The 20,365-nt window shown below is 42.0% G+C and carries 18 protein-coding genes and 1 pseudogene; 2 read left to right on the plus strand and 17 right to left on the minus strand.

The genetic code is table 11. The annotated features are described in order from the left end of the window. Window positions 1-177 precede the first annotated feature (177 nt). A complete protein-coding gene (locus WA279_RS14530) occupies window positions 178-1,155 on the plus strand; it encodes a 2-hydroxyacid dehydrogenase (protein ID WP_336155794.1) in 978 nt (325 codons plus the stop codon). Between the two features lie 36 nt (window positions 1,156-1,191). On the opposite strand, the gene psdB is transcribed toward WA279_RS14530, so the two are convergent. The 4 genes from psdB to psdR form a co-directional block, all read right to left on the minus strand. Beyond that, window positions 1,192-3,132 (minus strand): lantibiotic ABC transporter permease PsdB, encoded by a 1,941-nt coding sequence (psdB, locus tag WA279_RS14535; RefSeq protein WP_336155796.1) that lies wholly within the window; start codon window positions 3,130-3,132, stop codon window positions 1,192-1,194. Beyond that, on the minus strand, window positions 3,107-3,886 hold the full coding sequence (psdA, locus tag WA279_RS14540; protein ID WP_003228167.1) for a lantibiotic ABC transporter ATP-binding protein PsdA: 780 nt from the start codon (window positions 3,884-3,886) through the stop codon (window positions 3,107-3,109). Before psdA ends, psdB begins: the two co-directional genes overlap by 26 nt. A gap of 82 nt (window positions 3,887-3,968) precedes the next feature. Beyond that, window positions 3,969-5,039 carry a two-component sensor histidine kinase PsdS gene (gene psdS, locus WA279_RS14545; RefSeq protein WP_064671548.1) on the minus strand — a complete coding sequence of 357 codons (1,071 nt, stop codon included), beginning with the start codon at window positions 5,037-5,039 and terminating at the stop codon, window positions 3,969-3,971. Beyond that, the gene (psdR, locus tag WA279_RS14550; protein ID WP_003228163.1) at window positions 5,033-5,746 is read right to left on the minus strand and encodes a two-component system response regulator PsdR; all 714 of its coding nucleotides are present in this window, start codon (window positions 5,744-5,746) and stop codon (window positions 5,033-5,035) included. Before psdR ends, psdS begins: the two co-directional genes overlap by 7 nt. A 146-nt stretch (window positions 5,747-5,892) precedes the next feature. Between psdR and WA279_RS14555 the strand changes: the two genes are divergently transcribed. Beyond that, window positions 5,893-6,102, plus strand: a complete 210-nt coding sequence (locus tag WA279_RS14555; RefSeq protein ID WP_014665489.1) for a hypothetical protein — start codon at window positions 5,893-5,895, stop codon at window positions 6,100-6,102. A gap of 35 nt (window positions 6,103-6,137) precedes the next feature. Here WA279_RS14555 and WA279_RS14560 read toward each other — a convergent pair whose 3' ends face one another. From WA279_RS14560 to WA279_RS14620, 13 genes and pseudogenes are all read right to left on the minus strand, one after another. Beyond that, entirely contained in the window at window positions 6,138-6,902 is a 765-nt protein-coding gene (locus WA279_RS14560) for an arylamine N-acetyltransferase family protein (RefSeq protein ID WP_336155799.1), read from the minus strand. After that, window positions 6,903-7,160 (minus strand): HPr family phosphocarrier protein, encoded by a 258-nt coding sequence (locus WA279_RS14565; protein WP_003219835.1) that lies wholly within the window; start codon window positions 7,158-7,160, stop codon window positions 6,903-6,905. It abuts the gene before it with no gap. 23 nt (window positions 7,161-7,183) lie between these two features. Next, window positions 7,184-8,134: a DNA-binding protein WhiA gene (gene whiA, locus WA279_RS14570; RefSeq protein WP_003243775.1), complete on the minus strand. Its 951-nt coding sequence runs from the start codon at window positions 8,132-8,134 to the stop codon at window positions 7,184-7,186. Window positions 8,135-8,156: 22 nt separating this feature from the next. Further along, the gene (gene mgfK / locus WA279_RS14575) at window positions 8,157-9,110 is read right to left on the minus strand and encodes a gluconeogenesis morphogenetic factor (RefSeq protein ID WP_336155946.1); all 954 of its coding nucleotides are present in this window, start codon (window positions 9,108-9,110) and stop codon (window positions 8,157-8,159) included. A gap of 1 nt (window position 9,111) precedes the next feature. Beyond that, window positions 9,112-9,999, minus strand: a complete 888-nt coding sequence (gene rapZ, locus WA279_RS14580; protein WP_003243903.1) for an RNase adapter RapZ — start codon at window positions 9,997-9,999, stop codon at window positions 9,112-9,114. A 24-nt stretch (window positions 10,000-10,023) separates the two neighbouring features. Next, a complete protein-coding gene (locus WA279_RS14585) occupies window positions 10,024-10,500 on the minus strand; it encodes an 8-oxo-dGTP diphosphatase (protein ID WP_010886622.1) in 477 nt (158 codons plus the stop codon). A 318-nt stretch (window positions 10,501-10,818) separates the two neighbouring features. Further along, the gene (gene trxB, locus WA279_RS14590; protein WP_336155800.1) at window positions 10,819-11,769 is read right to left on the minus strand and encodes a thioredoxin-disulfide reductase; all 951 of its coding nucleotides are present in this window, start codon (window positions 11,767-11,769) and stop codon (window positions 10,819-10,821) included. Window positions 11,770-11,974: 205 nt separating this feature from the next. Then, window positions 11,975-13,384 (minus strand): peptidoglycan DL-endopeptidase CwlO, encoded by a 1,410-nt coding sequence (cwlO, locus tag WA279_RS14595; protein WP_063334719.1) that lies wholly within the window; start codon window positions 13,382-13,384, stop codon window positions 11,975-11,977. Window positions 13,385-13,764: 380 nt separating this feature from the next. After that, on the minus strand, window positions 13,765-15,219 hold the full coding sequence (locus WA279_RS14600) for a tetratricopeptide repeat protein (protein WP_336155802.1): 1,455 nt from the start codon (window positions 15,217-15,219) through the stop codon (window positions 13,765-13,767). Between the two features lie 125 nt (window positions 15,220-15,344). Beyond that, window positions 15,345-17,114 carry a multidrug resistance ABC transporter ATP-binding protein/permease BmrA gene (gene bmrA / locus WA279_RS14605; RefSeq protein ID WP_076457539.1) on the minus strand — a complete coding sequence of 590 codons (1,770 nt, stop codon included), beginning with the start codon at window positions 17,112-17,114 and terminating at the stop codon, window positions 15,345-15,347. Window positions 17,115-17,278: 164 nt separating this feature from the next. Further along, complete coding sequence (locus tag WA279_RS14610; RefSeq protein ID WP_017695277.1) at window positions 17,279-17,638, minus strand: hypothetical protein; 360 nt, start codon at window positions 17,636-17,638, stop codon at window positions 17,279-17,281. A 14-nt stretch (window positions 17,639-17,652) separates the two neighbouring features. Continuing rightward, window positions 17,653-19,556, minus strand: a pseudogene (locus tag WA279_RS14615) (DUF6792 domain-containing protein). Continuing rightward, complete coding sequence (locus tag WA279_RS14620) at window positions 19,546-20,283, minus strand: lipoprotein YvcA (RefSeq protein WP_336155804.1); 738 nt, start codon at window positions 20,281-20,283, stop codon at window positions 19,546-19,548. The pseudogene WA279_RS14615 and the gene WA279_RS14620 overlap by 11 nt, the downstream one beginning before the upstream one ends. Window positions 20,284-20,365 lie beyond the last annotated feature (82 nt).

The raw sequence follows: 20,365 nt of genomic DNA on the forward strand, positions 1-20,365 counted from the left end.
GTCTGACAAAAAATATGGGTGAATTCTGATAATTAAAAAACTTTTTTAAGCAGATTTAGCTGTTCGATCTTCATTTTAAGTTCAAAAGAACCAGAAAATAAAAAGAACGCAGCTATATTTTTAACATCTATTTATTTCCGATATAATGAAACAGACAACAGCCATAAAGGGGGAGCCTTGTTGAAACCATTTGTATTTATCACAAAACCGATTCCTGAAGAGATTGAAGCATTCATCGGTGAACATTGCCGTTATGAAGTATGGCAGGGGGATACGCTTCCGAGTGACGTGCTATTTGAAAAATTAAAAGATGCGGACGGAATTTTAACGTCAGGGACTTCCGGGCCGTCAATCAATCGTGAGTTGCTGGAACACGCGCCTAAGCTCAAAGTGGTCAGCAACCAATCAGTAGGCTACGATAACTTCGATATAGAAGCAATGAAAGAAAGAGGAGTCGTCGGCACTCATACACCTTATACACTGGATGACACAGTTGCAGATCTGGCTTTTTCACTGATTCTGTCTTCCGCCAGACGTGTTGCCGAACTGGACCGTTTTGTCAGAGCAGGAAAATGGGGAACCGTGGAAGAGGAAGCGCTTTTCGGAATTGATGTTCATCATCAAACGTTAGGCATTATCGGCATGGGCAGAATTGGAGAACAAGCAGCGAGACGCGCCAAATTTGGTTTTGATATGGAAGTGCTTTATCATAACCGACATCGCAAACAAGAAACAGAAGACAGCATCGGCGTTAAATATGCAGAGCTTGATACATTGCTGGAGCAATCTGATTTTATTCTTCTCATTACGCCGCTGACTGATGAAACCTATCACATGATAGGAGAACGCGAATTTAAGTTGATGAAGGATTCAGCAATTTTCGTCAATATTTCCCGGGGAAAGACAGTCGATGAAAAAGCACTGATTCGCGCTCTTCAGGAAGGCTGGATCAGGGGAGCCGGCTTAGATGTATACGAAAAAGAGCCTGTCACCCAAGATAATCCGCTTCTGCAGCTGGATAATGTCACGCTGCTTCCTCATATCGGTTCAGCAACAGCTAAAGTGCGCTTCAACATGTGCAAACAGGCCGCCGAAAATATGATTGCAGCCATTCAAGGACAAACACCGAAAAATCTCACAAGAGAATTTCAATAAATCAAAAATCCGGTCTGATAACAGACCGGATTTCTATTACATACGCTGAAGAACAGCACGCTTATAAATATGGCGGGTGACGATATAATAAACAGCCTGGAATACAAAATAAATGAAGATGACAATTACGGCCTCAAGAAATAAATTGGAATTCAGCATATTACTTAACGCTGCATACGCAAAGCCGGCGTGAATCGTACCTGCGATAAATGGGATGAAGAATAAAAATCCTATTTGCTTTCCAAGGATCGAGTGAATCTCTTTGTCCGTAACCCCTATCCTTTTTAACGCTAACACCTGCACTCTCGTATCTTCTATTTCCGTAAACATCCGCAAATACAGCATGCTTCCTTGCACGATAAAAAACAGCACGCTGACAAACAGACCAATAAACAGCATTAATGCAACTCCCTGCTTCACAATTTGATAACTAGGAGCACGTGTTTGAAAATCAGATGTATGTTCTTTCGGCACCATATTTTCAAGCTTTTCAGAGACATCCACCGTCTCCTGCCAATGCTCAAGCTCATAACCTACCAATCTCATCTGTTCCTTCAGCGGCACATCCTGTGACAGACTGTCAAAGCTCTTTTCGCTGACAACCAATAAACGGCTGACTCCATCGACAGACATCAATATCCCTTTGTTTTGCTGCTTTTTCATGACGTAGGAAAGGGTTTTTCCTGACTTCATATGAAATGCTGCTGTTTCCCCTTCTCCAAATGTGTCTTTCACCATCATTTGAAAAGAAACATTAATAAATGCTTCGTTTTCTTGTAAATGAATAACTGGGAACCCTTTTTCCTTTGCGATTTGATTATAGACTTTTTCTGAAATCAGCAAAGCTTCCGCTTCCATCTTCTTATTTCCATACGGCAAGTTTGACTGAAAAGTGACAGGAATCCCTGTGGCATCCACCTTATACTTGATAACAGCATGAGCTTTTTTCAATGTATTCTCAGCCGTCTCAGGCTTCATGACCTGAAAGCGGGAAGCATCCTTTTCCACCCAGGAAACAGACTGAGGAATGCTTTGCTCCTCCTGCCTTTGTAAATCGGAATAAAACATATAGATGACACCTGTAGCTGTTAATATGACCGCTGTAATGACAGAGGTTAAAAACAGCATGCGTGCATGATCCTTCAGCCTGAATATCATGTTGGAACGCACAATGATATTTGTGCCTTTGTAGAAGCTGTGTTTCTTTCGGTACAGCATGCGGAAAAACGCCACACTGCTTTGTGTAAAAAAGAAATACGTGCCAATTAACACTAAAATCAAAATTGGAAATACCCGAAACATCATGTCAATTGCATTGGCTGTTGCAGATAGATAATAACCGCTGCCAAGACATAGCAAAGACAATACAGTGAGCCATTTCGAATAAACCGGCAAACTTTTCGGCTTTTTGGCCGATTTAATCAGTTCAATGATTTCCAGCTTCCGAATCCGTCCCAGTGATAAAATGAGCAGCGTCTGAAACAGGATGAGAAAGCCGGCAATTGTCATCACAAACGCTTTCGGCACAATGGCAAACGAAATCGGCACCTTCACGCTGAGCATCCATGTCATGATCATAAAAAACAGTTTTGAAAATAACAGGCCTGCTCCAATGCCGGCCGCAATCGCCGCAAGAGAAATAAGTGACTGCTCATAATAAATCATCTTGCGAAGCTGCTGCTTTGATGTGCCAAACAGTGTCAGCAGCCCAAACTCTTTCTTTCTTGCCTGCAAAAACGCTGAATTGGAATATGTGATGAAAAATATACAAAACACAATGATGACGACAAGAGCTGCGCTCAAGCATGTTTTGACAAGGCTTCCGCCATATATATTGTCTTCATTGACATCAGGATGAAAAATAAATGATGTGAAGACAAAAAACACCGAAACGGCAAACACACAGCTTAAAAAGTAGGCCACATACCGTTGCAGATTCCCAAGAATGTTTTTACGGGCGATAGTTCTCAAATTCATGAAAATCGCCTCCCAACACACTCAAGGTATCCAATATACTTTGATAAAACACCTGCCTGTTTGTTCCTCTGTGAATCTCTGAAAAGAAACGTCCGTCTTTAATAAAAACAATTCGTTTACAGAAACTTGCTGCTGTGGCATCATGCGTAACCAACAGAATCGTCGCTTCCTTTTCCTCATTCAGCTGAGCCAGTGTGTTCATCACTTGCTTTGCCGATTTTGAGTCGAGGTTTCCTGTCGGTTCATCGGCAAGAATGAGCGCCGGATTGTGAATAATCGCTCTGGCACAGGCTGCCCGCTGCTGCTGTCCGCCCGACACCTCATATGTGCGGTGATCGAGAATATGCTTGATTTGCAGCGTATCCGCCAGTTCATCCAATCGGGCTTCCATTTCTCTCAGCTTTACCTTATCCAATGCGAGCGGCAAGAGAATATTTTCACGAATCGTCAGCGTATCAAGCAGATTAAAGTCCTGAAAGACGAAGCCGAGTTCTCTTCTGCGAAACAAAGCCAGCTCTTGGTCCTTTAACGTTTTCGGCTGAATGCCGTTGATCATCATCTCGCCCTGGGTCGGCTTATCAATGGTAGCCAGCAAATTCAAAAGCGTGGTTTTTCCGCTTCCCGACGGCCCCATAATCCCGACAAATTCTCCTTTTGACACACTGAGATCAAAGGCGCTGAGCGCTTGGTATGATATTGTTCCTTTATTTGAATAGTACGTTTTCGATAGGTTCGTTGTTTGCAACACGTTCATGTTCTGCTCCTCCTTTTTCTTTATTATAAAAAGGAAGTCAGCATCCTCCCATCGAACTTTCTTGCAATTCCGCTCCCCAACCTTACAATGCTGTCACATTCACGAGGGTGTCACTTGAAAACACGATGGTCATCACAGTGCCAGCCCCTTCTTTTGATTCCGCATACAGCTTATGGCCGAGACGGCTGCACACCTGTTTTGCTAAATAAAGGCCCATTCCAGTTGCCTCTTTCATGGTTCGTCCGTTTTCTCCGGTAAAAAACGCGTCAAAAATCCGCGGCAGATCCTGCGGCGGTATGCCGATTCCTTCGTCGGCAACCGACAATCGCGTCTCATGTCCCTGTGTTTCAATCCGGATTGTAATAGAGTCTCCCACACCTTGCTTTGAATATTTTAAGGCGTTGAAAAGGATTTGCTCGACAACAAAGGAAAGCCACTTTTGATCACTGGAAATCTGAACGGCATTTGGCGGCACATGTAATGTTGGAAAAAGGCGCCGTTTAATAAACTGACGTTTTTCCTGATTGATCAGTGAACGAACCATTTCTGCCAAATCAAAGGTTTGCGGCTTTACATCAAATGCAAATTCCTCCAGCCGGGCCGTTTGCAGCATCATATCAAGACCGTGGCGAAATCTCTCATTCTCATCCTCCAGCTCCTCTAAAAACGTCGGAAAAGAGGATGAGGTTCCGTTTTTTCCTTCCTGAATCATTAAGGAAATGACGGATACCGGTGTTTTCATATGGTGGACCCATTGGTTGGTGAAGGTATAATGCTGTTTTTGCTGATTGATATATTGTGAGAGCCTGCTTTCGTATTGCTGCCCGAGTGCGTTGATCATTTTCGTCCAAAGCGCTTGCTCTCCTGTTCTTGGCTTTCGGGCTTTCAAAGACTGTCCGATGTCATTCGAAGAAGAGGCTTGTTCTGCAAGCTTTTTAACATATGTGAGAAAGGAAAATTGCCGAACATAATCAGCAGCAAAACCTGCGGCTAAAAGAGTACCGGGCAAAATCCATATGTACATCATATTTTCTTTGGAAGGTTCTGCGCCGCTCTCTACAATGCTTAAATACGCAATCAGCATGGCGGACCCTATCCCTAATAATGAAAATAGAATAATGGCTAAGCGGTCGATGAGATAAGTCTTTAACACTCCGCTTCATCCTTCCGATTGACTTGAAATTGATAGCCTTGTCCTCTGATTGTGGAAATGCAATCTTTCAGTCCTGCATTCTCCAGTTTTCTCCGCAGCCGGTTGACATTGACCGTTAACGTATTGTCATCGACAAAATCAACGTCATCCCATAACGCCTCCAATAGTTCATCACGAGAGACAATTTTTTTATGCTCCCTCACAAAAATCGAGAGAAGCTGGAATTCTTTTTGGGAAAACAAAATCCGGACGCTGTTCCACTCCGCTTCATTTTGATCAGGATAAATCGTTAGCCCGCCAAGCTCCACTATTCTTGATTCCTGCGGCAAAGAGGGCGAGTATTCACCATATGTGCGGCGCAGGACGCTTTTGATTTTGGCCATCACTACCTCTAGATGGAACGGCTTTGTGATATAATCATCGCCGCCATTTTCAATCGCCATTACCTGATTCAGCTCATCGGTCCGTGCCGATATAAAGATAATCGGTGCATTGGAAATGGTACGGATTTGCCTGCACCAATAAAACCCGTCAAAAAAAGGCAGGTTGATATCAAGCAGCACAAGATCAGGCTTCATTTCTGCAAATTCCAATTTTATATCATTCAGCTGTTCAGCAATTTTCACTTCATATCCGTATTTTTGAAGATGACCGCCTAGCAAAGAAGCAATCCGCTCATCATCTTCCACAAGCAAAATCCGATACACGTTGATCCCCCTTATATGTACATCACGATGATTTTTCTAGAAGATTCCAAAATTATTATAGCATGTGCGGAATAGTAAATCGGTCTTTTTCTTTTCGTTATGATAGAATGATAAAGGTAAAAATTTCATAATAGGCAGGTGTCGTGATGAAGAAAATCATGCTGTTTCTGGCAATTACGTCAATTCTTTCAGCATGTCAGCCCAACTATACCGGGAAATATATAGAAATTGGGGATACACTAACTGACTATACCAAAGAGTGCTTTAAAGAGAATGAAATTCCTTATAAATATGAAAAGGGAAAACTGTATATCCCAGAAGACGCATTTGATACAGCAATCTACACTTGTTCATAAGAAAAAGCTTGCAGATAACCTGCAAGCTTTTCACGTTACAAAAAATGAGTATTTAATTTCTCTTCAAATTCTGAAGGGCCAATGTCACTTTTTTGAATGTCACTGCCGTTTTCATGAATCGTAAAATGGCGCTCTGACATGACCATCCTTCCGCTCGGCGTCAGCTTTGAGGCAAGCGGGGATTTGTTAAAAGGAGATTTTTCATGAGAGTGAATGATGTCCTTCATGTTATCTAAATCACCGAGATCACTCTCTTCAAGAGTAAAGGCGTACCCGATTTGCCAGCCTTCTCCCTTGTCCATCAGCAGAACATGGCTGCCCTTTTCTGTCTCTTCTCTTTTGATTCGGAATGACCCGACTGGTGACTGTACCGTTTCTCCGGAAAGCGGTATCGGCTGGAGCGCCAGGTTGATGCCGAAGCCGATATCAACGAGGTAATCACCGTTTTCGGCAGACAGCCATACAGCAGCATGCGTCCCTTCTAGCGCCCATCCCTCTTGATTGCCTGCATAAACCGTTCCTCGAATGAGCTTCACATGAAACCCGGCCTCACGCAAGACAAAATAAAGGAAACCATTTAGATCGTAGCATAGGCCGCCGTGCTGAGCTTTGAGCAGACGTCGCCATAGCTCTTCTTTTGTGATCTTATAATTCTCTTTTGCAAGTACGGCACGGTTTTCGAATGGAAAACGGTATGCCATTGCTTTGAGAAAAAGGGGAAGATCGCCAAAGCTGACATGGTCTTTCTCCCAGCCGATTTTCTGAAAGCACTCTTTTAGAAAGTCACTCATTTTTATCACCTAAACTTCTTCTTGAACGTAAGCAGCCAGCTTCTCCAGCGCCTCTTGTTCATCTTCTCCCTGGGCAATCAAGGTAACCTCAGTGCCTGTGCTTACCGCAAGGCTCATCAGCCCCATAATGCTTTTGGCGTTTACTTTTTTCCCATCCTTCTCAAGAAACACATCTGACGTAAACCGGTTTGCTTCTTGTACAAACAAAGCAGCAGGACGTGCTTGCAGTCCTGTCTTTAATCGAACTTCCACTTTCTGTTGAACCATAAGATCTCCCCTTTTCTTTACGGTTATTTTAAAGTGACGGTTTGCCCTGTCCGCAGCTGTTCTGCGATTTCGTCAAGTTTTCTCAGCCTGTGATTGATCCCTGATTTGCTGATTTTCCCGCTTGCTACCATTTCCCCCAGCTCTTTCAGCGTCACTTCCTGATAATCAATCCGCAGCTGCGCAATTTCCCGAAGTTTTTCAGGCAGCGCCTCCAGGCCGATTCTTTCATCGATGTATTTAATATTTTCCACCTGTCTCAGCGATGCGCCGATTGTTTTGTTTAAGTTGGCTGTTTCACAATTGACGAGGCGGTTGACCGAATTTCTCATGTCCCGGACGATTCTGACATCCTCAAATCGCAGAAGCGAATTGTGAGCGCCAATTACGTTCAGAAACTCTGTAATCTTTTCAGCCTCTTTTAAATAGGTAATGTAGCCTTTTTTCCGTTCAAGCGTTTTGCTGTTTAACTGAAACTCATTTAACAGGTCACATAATGAATCGTTATGCTCCTTATAAAGAGAGAAGATTTCTAAATGATACGAGGAGGTTTCCGGGTTATTGACCGAACCTCCTGCCAAAAATGCTCCTCTCATATAAGAACGCTTGCAGCATCTCTTTTTGACCAGCTCTTTCGAAATACTTCGTTCAAACACAAAATTCTCCCCGAGTATTTTTAAATCCTCTAAGATCGCTTTTGCATTTTCTGAAAAACGCACAATATAGACGTTATTCTTTTTCAGCCGCATTTTCTTTCTGACCAGCAGCTCGACCGACACATCATATTGTTTTTTCAGCAATGTATAGATGCGGCGGGCAATCGCCGCGTTTTCGGTTTGAACATCGAGTACGAGATGGCGGTTTGTAAATGATAAAGCTCCATTCATCCGAATGAGTGCAGACAGCTCGGCATTAATGCAGCAGTCCTTCACTTCCAGATTCGTTAATTCTTTTTTTGTTTCTGATGCAAATGACATATAGCCACCTCATTTCAAGGCTTCATTCTTTCAGTAAATCAACAAGAAGAGAGGCCACTTTATGTGTATCGTGACGTATTACGTCATTTTTATACGTTACAATTTGATCTCTGATGACTTCAAGCCCCATCGCTTTCAGCTCTTCGATATCAAAATCAACAGGACGCGCCGATTCCATTTCGTACTTACGTTTTATTTCGTCGGGAATGTCTTCACTGTTCACTAATATCGTATCAATAAAACCGCAGCCCATATGCTGATTGAGCGCTTTCACATGATCAGCAGCGGTGTAATGGAGCGTTTCGCCGGGCTGAGTCATCACGTTGCAAATGTATACTTTTTTCGCCGGCGCCTTTATCACTTCTTCCCCGATTTTTGGGACGAGCAAATTGGGAAGAATGCTTGTATAGAGGCTTCCCGGGCCGATAATAATCAAATCCGCTTCCCTGATCACGTCTATTGTTTCCGGCAGCGGATCAATTTGTTCAGGCGTGAGAAAAACACGCTTAATACGCTGTCCGTATTCTGGGATCGTTGACTCGCCTGAGACCACGCGGCCGTCTTCCATCTCAGCATGCAAAACGACACTGGCATTGGCAGCCGGCAAAACCTTTCCTCTTACATTCAGCACCTTGCTCATTTCAGTGACAGCGTGAAAAAAATCACCGGTTATATTTGTCATCGCTGCCAAAATCAAATTCCCGAGAGAATGGCCTGTTAAGTCATTCCCTTTATTGAAGCGGTGCTGAAAAAGATCTTCAACAAGCGGCTCCACATCGGATAAAGCGGCAAGCACATTTCTGATGTCTCCGGGAGGCGGAATTTTCAGTTCATTCCTCAGACGGCCAGAGCTTCCGCCATCATCGGCAACTGTTACAATGGCCGTGATGTCAACAGGTTTTTGCTTTAGGCCCCGAAGCAATACAGAAAGACCTGTACCGCCGCCAAAGATGGCAATTTTCGGCTTTTGTCCCATCTTATTTCCGGCTTCTCTTTTCAATGTCCCGGTGAGTAACATGAGTATAGTAATCCTTTTTGAAATAATCAGCTAAATTCTCGGCTAATGTCACAGAGCGGTGCTGGCCCCCTGTGCAGCCGATCGCAATGACAACCTGGCTTTTTCCTTCTCTTTTGTAAGATGGAAGCATAAAGCTTAGCAGATCAATTAATTTCTCATTGAACTTTTGTGTTTCATTCCACTTCATGACGTAAGAGGAAACCTCTTTATCCTTGCCAGTCAGCGGCCGCATGCTTTCGATATAGTACGGATTCGGCAAAAATCTGACATCAAAGACGAGATCTGCATCAATTGGAATACCGTATTTAAAACCAAATGACATGACATTTACGGTAAATGTCTCTCCTTGGTTTGTCGCAAAGTGCTTCACGATTTTTTCACGCAAATCACGCGGCTTCATGTCAGACGTATCGTAAATGATTTGAGAGCGGCCTTTTAATTCCTCAAGCAGCTCTCGTTCCAGCGCGATGCCTTCAAGCGGCAGGCCAGTCGCTGCCAGCGGATGCGAACGTCTCGTTTCTTTATATCTTGTGACGAGAATGGAATCCTTCGCGTCCAGGAATAAAATTCGCGGTGTGATCCACGGATTTTCGGCCATTTCATCCAGCGCTTCAATCAGCCGGTCAAAAAATTCGCGGCCGCGCAGATCCATCACGAGCGCAACTTTGCTCATTTTCGAATTTGATTCCTTCATCAGCTCTAAAAACTTCGGAAGCAATGAAGGCGGAAGATTATCGACGCAGAAATAGCCGAGATCTTCAAAGCTTTGGATCGCGACAGTTTTCCCCGCTCCCGACATTCCGGTTATAATGACAAGCTGAATATCATGTGATTCACTAACACTCATCTTTCTCCCCCCTGACTTGTCTTTCTATTTGATGTGCTGCGGGTCTAAACGATAACTGAGCAGCTCAAATTCCGGTGTATACGTAAATGTGCCGTGCAGCAGCCCTTGTCCCTTCATCATAAAATCAAGGATATGGCCGTCTCCAGGGGCCATAGGCAGGTTCTGAATGTCATTGACATCGTGCCACTGCAGTTTGCCCTCCTCTGATTCTGATACGTTTTGCCCTGTATATGAATCAGCGACAAACGTAAACATCATCCACTCGGAGACAATGTGGTCACCGTCTTTAATAATAAAGGTAAAAACGCCTTTTAATTGAGGATTTATGATATAAATACCAGTCTCTTCTCTGTACTCTCTGATGACGGAGTCTCTGACTGATTCTCCGCTCTCCATCTTGCCTCCCGGCGCGACCCACCATCCGCGTCTCGGCTTTTGAAGCAGAAGAACTTTGTCATCCGTCTGAAGCACACAATTTGTCACTCTTTGCAAGTACGTCACCTAACCTTCGTCCTGTCATCGTCTCTTTATTATACCGCTTCAAGATGCCTCCCACAATGAAGAGACATTGACAATCTTTTCTTCTATTTTACAGCATATTCATTCCTTAATTCAGATGATTTTGCTGTAACTGGCATTCATCTTTTATTTATGGACAAAAAAAGGACACGGATAACTGGAGAATCCGTGCCAAAAAAGTGTATTCATTATAAAAAGGGGGTCAATTACTTTATTAATCATAACCGAAAAGCATTACACATGTGTTACAGCGGAATTAAAACCCAGTAACGTAATGTGAAACTCGTATGACAGCCCTTTTTATTTTAAGGTTTTCAGCGTTTCTTGAAGCTCTTCGACATAATGCTGTACGCTTTGTGCCGCAATGCTTCCGTCTCCTGTAGCCGTTACGATTTGGCGCAGTGATTTTTCGCGAATGTCTCCGGCAGCGAAAATTCCTTCAACCTTTGTCTCCATGCGGTCGTTTGTTTCGATGTAGCCTTCTTCATTCGTAATGCCCAGATTCTCAAACGGTTTAGACAGAGGAAGCATGCCAATGTAAATGAATACGCCGTCTGTTTTGAATTCACTTTCCTCACCGGTTACCGTATCGACAAGCGTTACGTTACCGACTTTGCCGTTTTCCTCATGAATTTCCTTCACGGTTTTGTTCCATAGGAAGTCAACTTTTTCATTATCAAATGCTCTCGCTTGAAGAATACTTTGAGCACGGAGTTTATCACGTCTGTGAACAATTGTTACTTTTGAAGCGAAACGAGTCAGATATACGCCTTCTTCAACCGCGGAATCTCCGCCGCCAACAACGACTAGTTCTTTGCCTTTAAAGAAAGCGCCGTCACATACTGCACAATAAGATACACCGCGACCGCCCAATTCTTTTTCGCCAGGCACACCGATTTTTTTATATTCCGCACCAGCAGCAATGATGACAGCACGGGCTTTATATTCTTTTGAACCGGCTTTGACTACTTTGTACCCTTTGCCGTCAACGACTTCTTTAATATCGCCATAAGCGTATTCAGCGCCGAATTTTTTGGCGTGTTCAAACATTTTGTTAGAAAGCTCAGGTCCAAGGATACTTTCGAATCCAGGATAGTTTTCTACATCTTCCGTATTGGCCATTTGTCCGCCAGGAATTCCTCTTTCAATCATTAATGTCGATAAATTCGCTCTTGATGTGTATACAGCGGCCGTCATCCCAGCAGGGCCCGCGCCGATTATAATCACGTCATAAATTTTTTCTTCTGACACACTATTCACTCCTTAAACCATCTTTTCAAGTTTGGGCTCTTTCTTATAAGATAAGAATCCCCATCAAACGTATTCCTTACCCATATCCTATAAAATCTCATGGTGATACGCTATTTTTTTGCTCAACACGATTAAATGTATTCGAAAAGGGTATATGTTAATAAAGAAAGAGCCTTCTGTTTATAGAAGGCCCTTGTCATATTTATTATTGAACAACACGTCTTACAACGCCTTTAAATGCTTTTTTCCAGTAAACGTTGCTCATTGAGTCAACAGATACACCGTGAGAAGTATTGTCGTTTAGGAATGTACCGTTACCTAAGTAGATTCCTACGTGTCCATTCGTTTTGTAAGTGTCAAAGAACACAAGGTCTCCGCGTTTCATATCCGATGCGCTGACAGCTTGTCCTCTGCCAACTAACGTATCAGTTGTTGTTCCGCCGACAGGTCCAAGGTTAACACCTGCAGAAGCGTATGCCCAGCGTACGAATGATGAGCAGTCAAAAATACGGTTGTTGATATCAGACTGAGTGCGTCCGCCGCCAAACTTGTACGGAGATTGTCCTACAATGCTTGAACCAACGCTGATCGCGCCTTCAATTCCGCCAGAGTTGCTGATAACAGTGCCGCCTGAATTGCTGTTTGAGCCGCTGCTCTTCTTAGAAGATGAGCCGTTAGACGAACTGTTTGATGAACCGTTAGAAGAATTGTCTGAAGAATCATCAGATGAGCTTGCTTTTGCTGATTCAGTTGTAGCCGTTTGGCTGTCATCTGTTTGTGTTTCATCAGATGCTTTTTGTGCTTCTTCCTGCTTTTTGATCAAAGCAGCCGCTGCTTCTTGTTCTTTTTTGATGCGTGCTTGTTCAGCTTCAGTATTTGCTTTTTGATTTGCAAGTTCAGACGCCTCTGATTTTAATTCAGAAATCGCTTTAGCCGTTTTCTTCTGGCTTGCTTTTGCTTCGTCGAAAAGCTTGTCTTTTTCATTAAGCTGTTTATCAAGGTCTTTTTGCATTGTTTCTAATTTAGCCAATGCAGCTTGAACTTCTTTCAGCTTGTCATTCAAATCCGCTTCAGAATCTTCGAGCTTCGCTTTATCCTGCTCTTGCTGTTTGATTAAATCTTTGTCTGCGTCCACAATAGATGAAACCGCAGTCGCACGAGAGATAAAGTCACCAAAGCTTGTTGATCCTAGAAGAACATCTATGTATCCTTGAGATCCGCCGCTTTCCTGTAAAGAACGAACGCGTTTTTTCAGGATTTCATTGCGTTTTTCGATACGTGCTTCTGTTTCTTTAATCTCTTTTTTCAGTTTTTTGATTTCTTCTTTTGTTTTATCATTTTCTTCTTTTTTATCTTCGATCTTGTTGCTTGTATCAAGCGCCTTAGCGTTAATGTCTTTCAGTTCTTTTTCAATCTTTGATTGATTTTCCTGAAGCTCAGTTAATTCTTTTTCCTTCGCTTCAATGCTGGAAGCAACCTCAGATTGCTTGCTTTCGATTTTTTGTTTCTTTTCATCTAATGTTTCCGCCGATGCAGTTTTACTTGTAAATGGGATCAAAAAACTGCTTGTCCCGATGACGGAAGCCAAACCAAGTGTAATTAAACTCTTTCTCACTTTTCATATCCTCCCTTTTACTGTGAACCTGTCCTCATTTGGAATCGTATTTTGAACATCAAGTTTCGTTCCTCATACTCTACGAGGAATGATGGTTGTTTATGGTTAATTATTCTGTGCATCTCTTATTCTGGTTGTATAGCGTTTATTTCACATCATATGTAAAAAACACTAATTCCTTATGTACGAGAATCATTATACCATCAAGTTTCGACAAATTAGCGATAAATTTTATTACATTTATGTTTCAAACAGATGTCAAGTCACACATCATTTGTCATTTTTCTTAAGCGTGTAAAAAAACTGTCGATATTATTTTCTTAATATAATCTATCAAACAAAAAAAGAGTCGATTAAATAAATCGACTCTTTAAAATTTACTATTCTAGAATATCATCAATATATTTCATATATTTCGTCAACGTTGCCGGAGAGATGCCGAATCGGGCCGCTGTGTCTTTTTTCGTGTCTTGCTTGCCATGGGCTTCCTTCCAAATATAACAGATGGCTGCTGCCCAGCCTTTCTCATTCTTCAACGGAGCAGCTGCACGAATTTGCTGGATGACATGGAAAACCCAGCAGCTCATGACTTCTGATTTCATCTCTTCTTTTTCAGCTTGCTCTAATAATTTGACCGTTTGATAGGCGAAAAGAGCATCCTCTGAAACGTCAGCTGCCGCAGAGTCTCCATTCAAAAGCAGCTTTACAAAATGATTTTCAAAAGGAGCGGTAATTCTCTTTGAGCGTATTACCGCTTCAAGATGCTCTGTTTCTCCCTTTGTGCTGCTGATATAATAGGCTGCGAGACGCTGTTCCACAGATGAAGGAAGAGCTTCCCTCCGCTCAATCCAAGGCGCCGGGCGGTCTTCGCCGGGATATTGCGACTCGACTTTTCTCCAGATCGTCTCAGCAAAGTCGGTATGTCCCGTAAAATAAGCAGAGCATGAAAGCCAGTAAAAGAAGGTGTCGTCACCTTCAAAGCCGGTTTTATATAATGATTTGAGCCATTTATATCCGATCTCGTAGCGGCCGACAAGCGCCAAAGTAGCACCCAATTTATAACGCTGCTCCATTAGCATCGGATAGACATTGGAGAGCTGATCACTCAATTCCGCCACTTTTTCGTCTTCTCTTTCATAATAGTAGAAAACGAGAAGATTGCATAAGGCGTGAAGATTTCCTTCATTATGAGAAAGCACTTCATAAGCGGTTTGCTTCGCTTTTACAACGTTTCCTGAATAGAAATAGGCAAGCGCGAGATTGTTGTATGCTGACCAAAGCTCCGGATATTCAGCTGTGATTTCCTCAAGCGCCGCAACCGCTTCAGCAAGCTGGCCGCTTTCCAGCAATGACTTTGCCCGATCCTGTTTCACCAGCAGTTCATCCTGATCATACAACGAATCCTCAATGCCGTCGTCTCCTAAATCGAGCAAATCAAGCAGACTATCGTTTTCTTCGGCGAATTCACCATCCGGGTCCGCATCAGAATAAGCGGCCGCTTCTTTATAAGCTTCCTGGAAGAGCCCCAGGTGGGCAAAGTTATTCGCTTTAAAGTAATGGCACTCCGGCATTTCGGCCTCCAGATTTGCCATGATATAGTCAAGAAGATCGTTCGACTCTTGATACTGGCCCATTTCCGAATAAATGACCGCAAGCTGTGAAAGCATCTCTGAATCCTCCGGCTCCAAATGAACCGCGCGCTGAATCAGTTTGCTTGCCCGTTTTAGATTGCGCTCTTTATACGCTTTCAAGCCTTTATGAAAAAAATATTGTCCATCTTGAAGCAGCTGGACAATTTGTGCGTGATTTTTATGTTCAGAAGTGTGTTTTCCCACAACTACCCTCCGTTTTATACAATATTACCGTCAGTAGTATACCATAAATCGTAAGCCCCTCAATAGTTCAAAAGGAAGGATTGGGAAAATCCCTCCTCTTTTTTATTGGCTGATTCGACCAAAATTTACCCGGCTTTGTTTTCTAAGTCTGCATTCATTTTCAGCTGCTGTTCAGCAAAATCCCGATAAAGGCCATGAGAAGCCATTAACTCATGGTGTGTTCCACGACCGGTAATTTCCCCTTTTTCAACAAACAAAAGCTGGTCCGCATCTACAACGGTAGATAGGCGGTGAGCGATAACAATCGTTGTGCGGCCCTCCATCAGCACCTCCAGCGCCTGCTGAACTGATTTTTCAGATTGGCTGTCGAGACTTGAGGTAGCTTCATCGAGCATAAGAATGCTTGGGTTACGGAGAAGCGCTCTCGCAATCGCGATTCTTTGCCTTTGTCCGCCTGACAGCATAATGCCGCGTTCGCCTACTTCTGTATCAAACTGATTCGGCAGCTCCTTTATAAAATTGAGCGCATATGCCATCTCCGCGGCTTTTTCGATCTCAGCATCCGTCACATCTCGTTCTAACCCGTAGCAAATATTTTCTCTGATTGTCCCGGACATTAACGGGCTTTCCTGCGATACATACCCGATGTGCTCCCGCCACGATTCAAGCGAATAAGTATCAATCGGCTCGTCCCCCAGCCGAATGGACCCTGCAGTCGGAGAATAAAAACGTTCAAGCAGCTTAAACAGCGTCGTTTTCCCCCCGCCGCTCGGACCGACAATCGCTGTGACTTTACCTGCTTCAATGACAGCGCTGACCTCTTTTAAGATCAGTTGATCAGGCTTATATCCAAAAGACACGCGATCAAGCTGGATAGGGAGATGCGCATTTTCAATTTGTTTTCCTGTCACTGTATCTTCCTCTTCCTCTGCCAAGATCTCAATCATTCGTTCTGTTGCACCGATTGATTTTTGCAGCTGTGTAAAGAATGTTGTAATTTGGCCCATCGGCATAATAATTTGAAACAAATATAAAATAAAAGCCACGAGCGCTCCGGCCGTGAGCTCGCCTGAAGATACCTGCATGCCGCCATATCCGATGACTGCGACAAGTGCTGCCATTAACACGAGTGAGATAAGCGGGCCGACAAGTGATTGAACCTTAGCTTCACGAACGCCAAGCTTAAATAATGAGGAAATCCCCATTTTCCCGCGCCCATATTCGACATCCTCCGCATTTGAAGCTTTAACAAGTCTGATTTCCGGGAGAATTTGATTCAGCAGGCCTGTAAAACGGGCCGTTTCATCTTGTGTTTCCCGTGAAATGGAGAACATTTTCCTTCCAATCGGCACTAGGATAAGAGCGGCCAGCGGAACGACCACTAACACAAGCAGTGTCAGCTTCCAGTTCATAATAAACAAGATTGTCAATGATCCAATGACAGAAATGATGCCTGTAATAAATCCGCTGATATGGGTTGTAATCAATTCTTTGACCACCATCGTATCGTTCGTTACACGGCTGACTGTTTCTCCGGAAGCATTTGTATCGAAATAAGAGACAGGCAGCTTAATTAATTTCTTCCATAATAAATCCCGCAGCCCGGAAATGATTTTTTGTCCATTATAGTTAAGCGCATAGGTGGCATAAGCGCTTAAACCCGCCTGAACGAAAAACACCAGCGCGATCAAACCGATTTGCGTCCCCGACAGATTTGACATAGAAAAACCATCGACAAGCTGCTTTGTTAATAATGGAATGAGCAGGCTGACCAGTGTCGTTACAACACTGAGGGCAAGCGCAAAGGCAAGCTTTCCATAAGAAGGATTGGTCCGTCTTACTAAGGCAAAAAAGGGTTTCAATTTACTTTTAGATTTTTGTTTCTTGGTTGGCATATATTTTCCTCCTGTTTCAGCGTTCAGAAAGGTGAAAAGTCATAGCAAAAGGATGATTTTTACTCTTTCTCAATCATATCAATGGAGAAAGACTTTTTCAGTATATTTTTGCCGTGATCAAAATAAAAATCTCCCACTCATTGTTTGAATAGGAGATTTTTATGTTAGACATCTTTCACAGGCTTCTTTTTTCTGTAAGTCAATGTTACATCCTGCTGTCGCAGGTCTTCTATTATCATTTTGTACCGATCAACTTTTGCGGTATGTTCTTCTTTTATCATCTCAAGGGCAGCTTTTCGTTTTTCGCTATTAGACTCAAGCTCTTTTTTTATTTTTTTTACAATCAACCCTTTTTGCCCTTTGATTTCCTCTTTTAATGAAGACTCAAATTTCTTTGTCAGGCTGAGAAAGTCGTTGATCGGTTGATTGAGGGTGCCCGCTTTCCCCTTCATTTCATCTTGGGTAAGAAACATATAGGTCGTTGATACAATTTCTGTTTCACTTTCTGAAAATAAGGAAGTCACTCTTCATATTCCTCCTAAGGCTGAAAATCAAATAACTGTGAAATCATTTCTTCTTTTTCAAACAGCTTTTCAATACTCTCGCGGATATTTTTGATAAAATCTCTTTTTTCTGTTGTCTGTTTTTTTAATTCAGCAACAATTCCATCATTAGCAGGAAGCGCACCTGTGTGGAATGATTCATGAACAGAGATTTTCTCCAATTTATCGAATGTGTGGCTGAAACCAGCTGCAAGCCGGAATTGAAGATCGAAGGCATAATGCGAAGGATTTTCTTCCATATGATGAATCGCCGTGATGATCGCCTGCTTTTTGTCTATGAAATCTTCATCGATTTCCTGACTGTAAACCTTCTGGTACTTAGAAATCGCATCTTCCATATCTTCAACGATTTTCATACCGTTTTGATAGATTCTGACAGCGGATGAGAGATTGACTTGAATCGTTTCTCCCGAGCCGCTCTTCCCTGTAAAATAAATATCGGAGCCTTTATAGCTGAAGCCTTTTTCCTTTGACAAGGCGTTGAGCATTTGAACGATACTGTGGCCGTCGACGATAAGTTTTAGTGCGTCTTTTGTTTCTGTGTCGAGTGTTTCAAATGCATCTTTTAATTCATTAACACTGCCTATTAACTCACAGACATAATAAACAATTGCAACTACATTATTAGTAGAAAGCGCGTATTTTAACTGTTGATATTGAATTTCTATATCGCCTATCTTACTATTAACAATTTTTAACTGTTTTTTGATACTCTTCCTTTGCGCCTCATCAATATACCCATTCTCTTCAAGCTGATCCACAACTGTTCCGCTATTATTCAAGATAGTATGAAAGAATTTAATAAAGGCCGGCATTTTTTCCCCGATATTTTTAACCATTACCTGTATATCACCAAACCGGTCTTTCACTATTTTCCCTTTCGCCACATTTCCATCAGCACTAAATATACTGCCGACAAGCTCTGCATCTATCCCGGTCGAAGCCATGACAAATCCGTTTAGCCCGCCTTTTTTATATTCATCCGAATACTTTCGTAAAAAAGTTTGGATAGAACGGACTTCCTCATCAGGAATCTTATCTATAATACTTCTGATTCCTTTGACATCTGTATTTGTATCTTTCATCTTTACATTGCCAAATGTAATAAAATCGGCCTTTCCGCTGACGCCATAGAGCGGGTCATCTTTAGAAATACGCTGGGTGATGTTTGCTGTGACGCCTTTGTCATTGTAGTATTGGGTGATTGTTTTTTTAGCTGTTCTCGCGGAAGCTCTTTAAGCTCTTGACGACTAAGATCATATTTATTTAATAAAAAATCCACCAAATTTCTATCAGCTAATAAAAGTTGGTCGATACTTATTTGTGCCCCATTCACTCCATATACTTCATCAAATTCCCCATCAATTAATTGAGCTAATACTTGGTTATTATTAGCAAGAGAATGTCCTAGCGCAAATGTTCTTAATTCCTCGGAGTTACCTGCTTTTTTCTTTGAATTCTTTACAAATTCTCTCGTAGCTCTGTATTGGTTATCATCAATACCTAAAAACAAACCAAAGAAGCTATAAGACCAATCTGCGTTATCAGCACTCCCCTCAGAAATAATATGAAGCTGCTCTATATCATTTTTCTTTTCCTTTATATAAATCGCTGTACCATCATAACCAGAATCTTTAATCCGTTTATCTATGTTCTTATTTTCTTGAATAAGTTCGTGTGAAGTATATATCTCTATTTCTTTAGGAAGCTCAGAGTTAGTTTCTTCTTTATAGATCCTCCGTATTTCAGTTTCAAACTCTTCTTTGGCTTTTTTTACTTTTTCCGGATTGTTCGATGCAAACTTTTCTTTATAGGCATACTCTAAGTTAATTAAACGGAGCTTTACATTTTCATTTGCGAAAACATTCTTATTTTCCATCTCTAACCTCCTTGTTATTTCTTAAAAAGGTTATAGAATTAATTAGTTTATCAGTTTTTTCTTTTGCTCGAGCTTCATCCAAAGTACAAGGTTTATCATCTTTTTTACAGCGGACTATAAAAGAATATACTATCCCCAGATACTCTTCTTCATTGGATTTTATATATCCAAAATAACGATAGGAAAAATTATATTTACGATCACTGTTTTTAAAATTGCTTTTTTTTGTTGCTGCGTAAACTACTTTTCCGTCAGTTTGTTGCTTCTTAAAATTTCCTTTGTAACCATTCTCATTACTAATTTGGTCCAGCATTGTCTCTGGATCATTAATAAAAGAAGATTTGTTATAGTAGCTTATTTGCGCATCTAAGAGAATATTTGATTTTTCATTATAGCTCTGAAACCCAATCGATTCACTATTTTCTCCATTTGACGCAGAATAATCAGGGAGATACTCCCCATCCTCCGGAAACAACATCCTAAACCCTTTCAGCTTAGATTCAAGCAAATAATACCCCGGCTCTTCTTCTTTCGTTGACACCATGTACTCTCTCGTTTTCTCGTCCTGAAACGCCGGAACTTGCGGCAGGTCTTTTGGATCCATGTCTTTTGGTTTTAAGGCTTCTGTTTTATTGTCTTTTGTGTTGTTTTTTTCATTGTTGTTCATACTGCATCCTCCTGTCAGAGTAAGTAATAAGCAGAAGCAAAGCAAGATGATTTTTTTCATGACGAACCTCCACGGGTTTAACTGATAGATTGTTACAACATATTATTTAGTTCTAGCCGTATTACAATATAGAATCATACTG

Origin of the sequence: Bacillus sp. 204(2023), assembly GCF_037027505.1 — a bacterium.
In the GTDB taxonomy this organism is placed as follows: domain Bacteria; phylum Bacillota; class Bacilli; order Bacillales; family Bacillaceae; genus Bacillus; species Bacillus subtilis.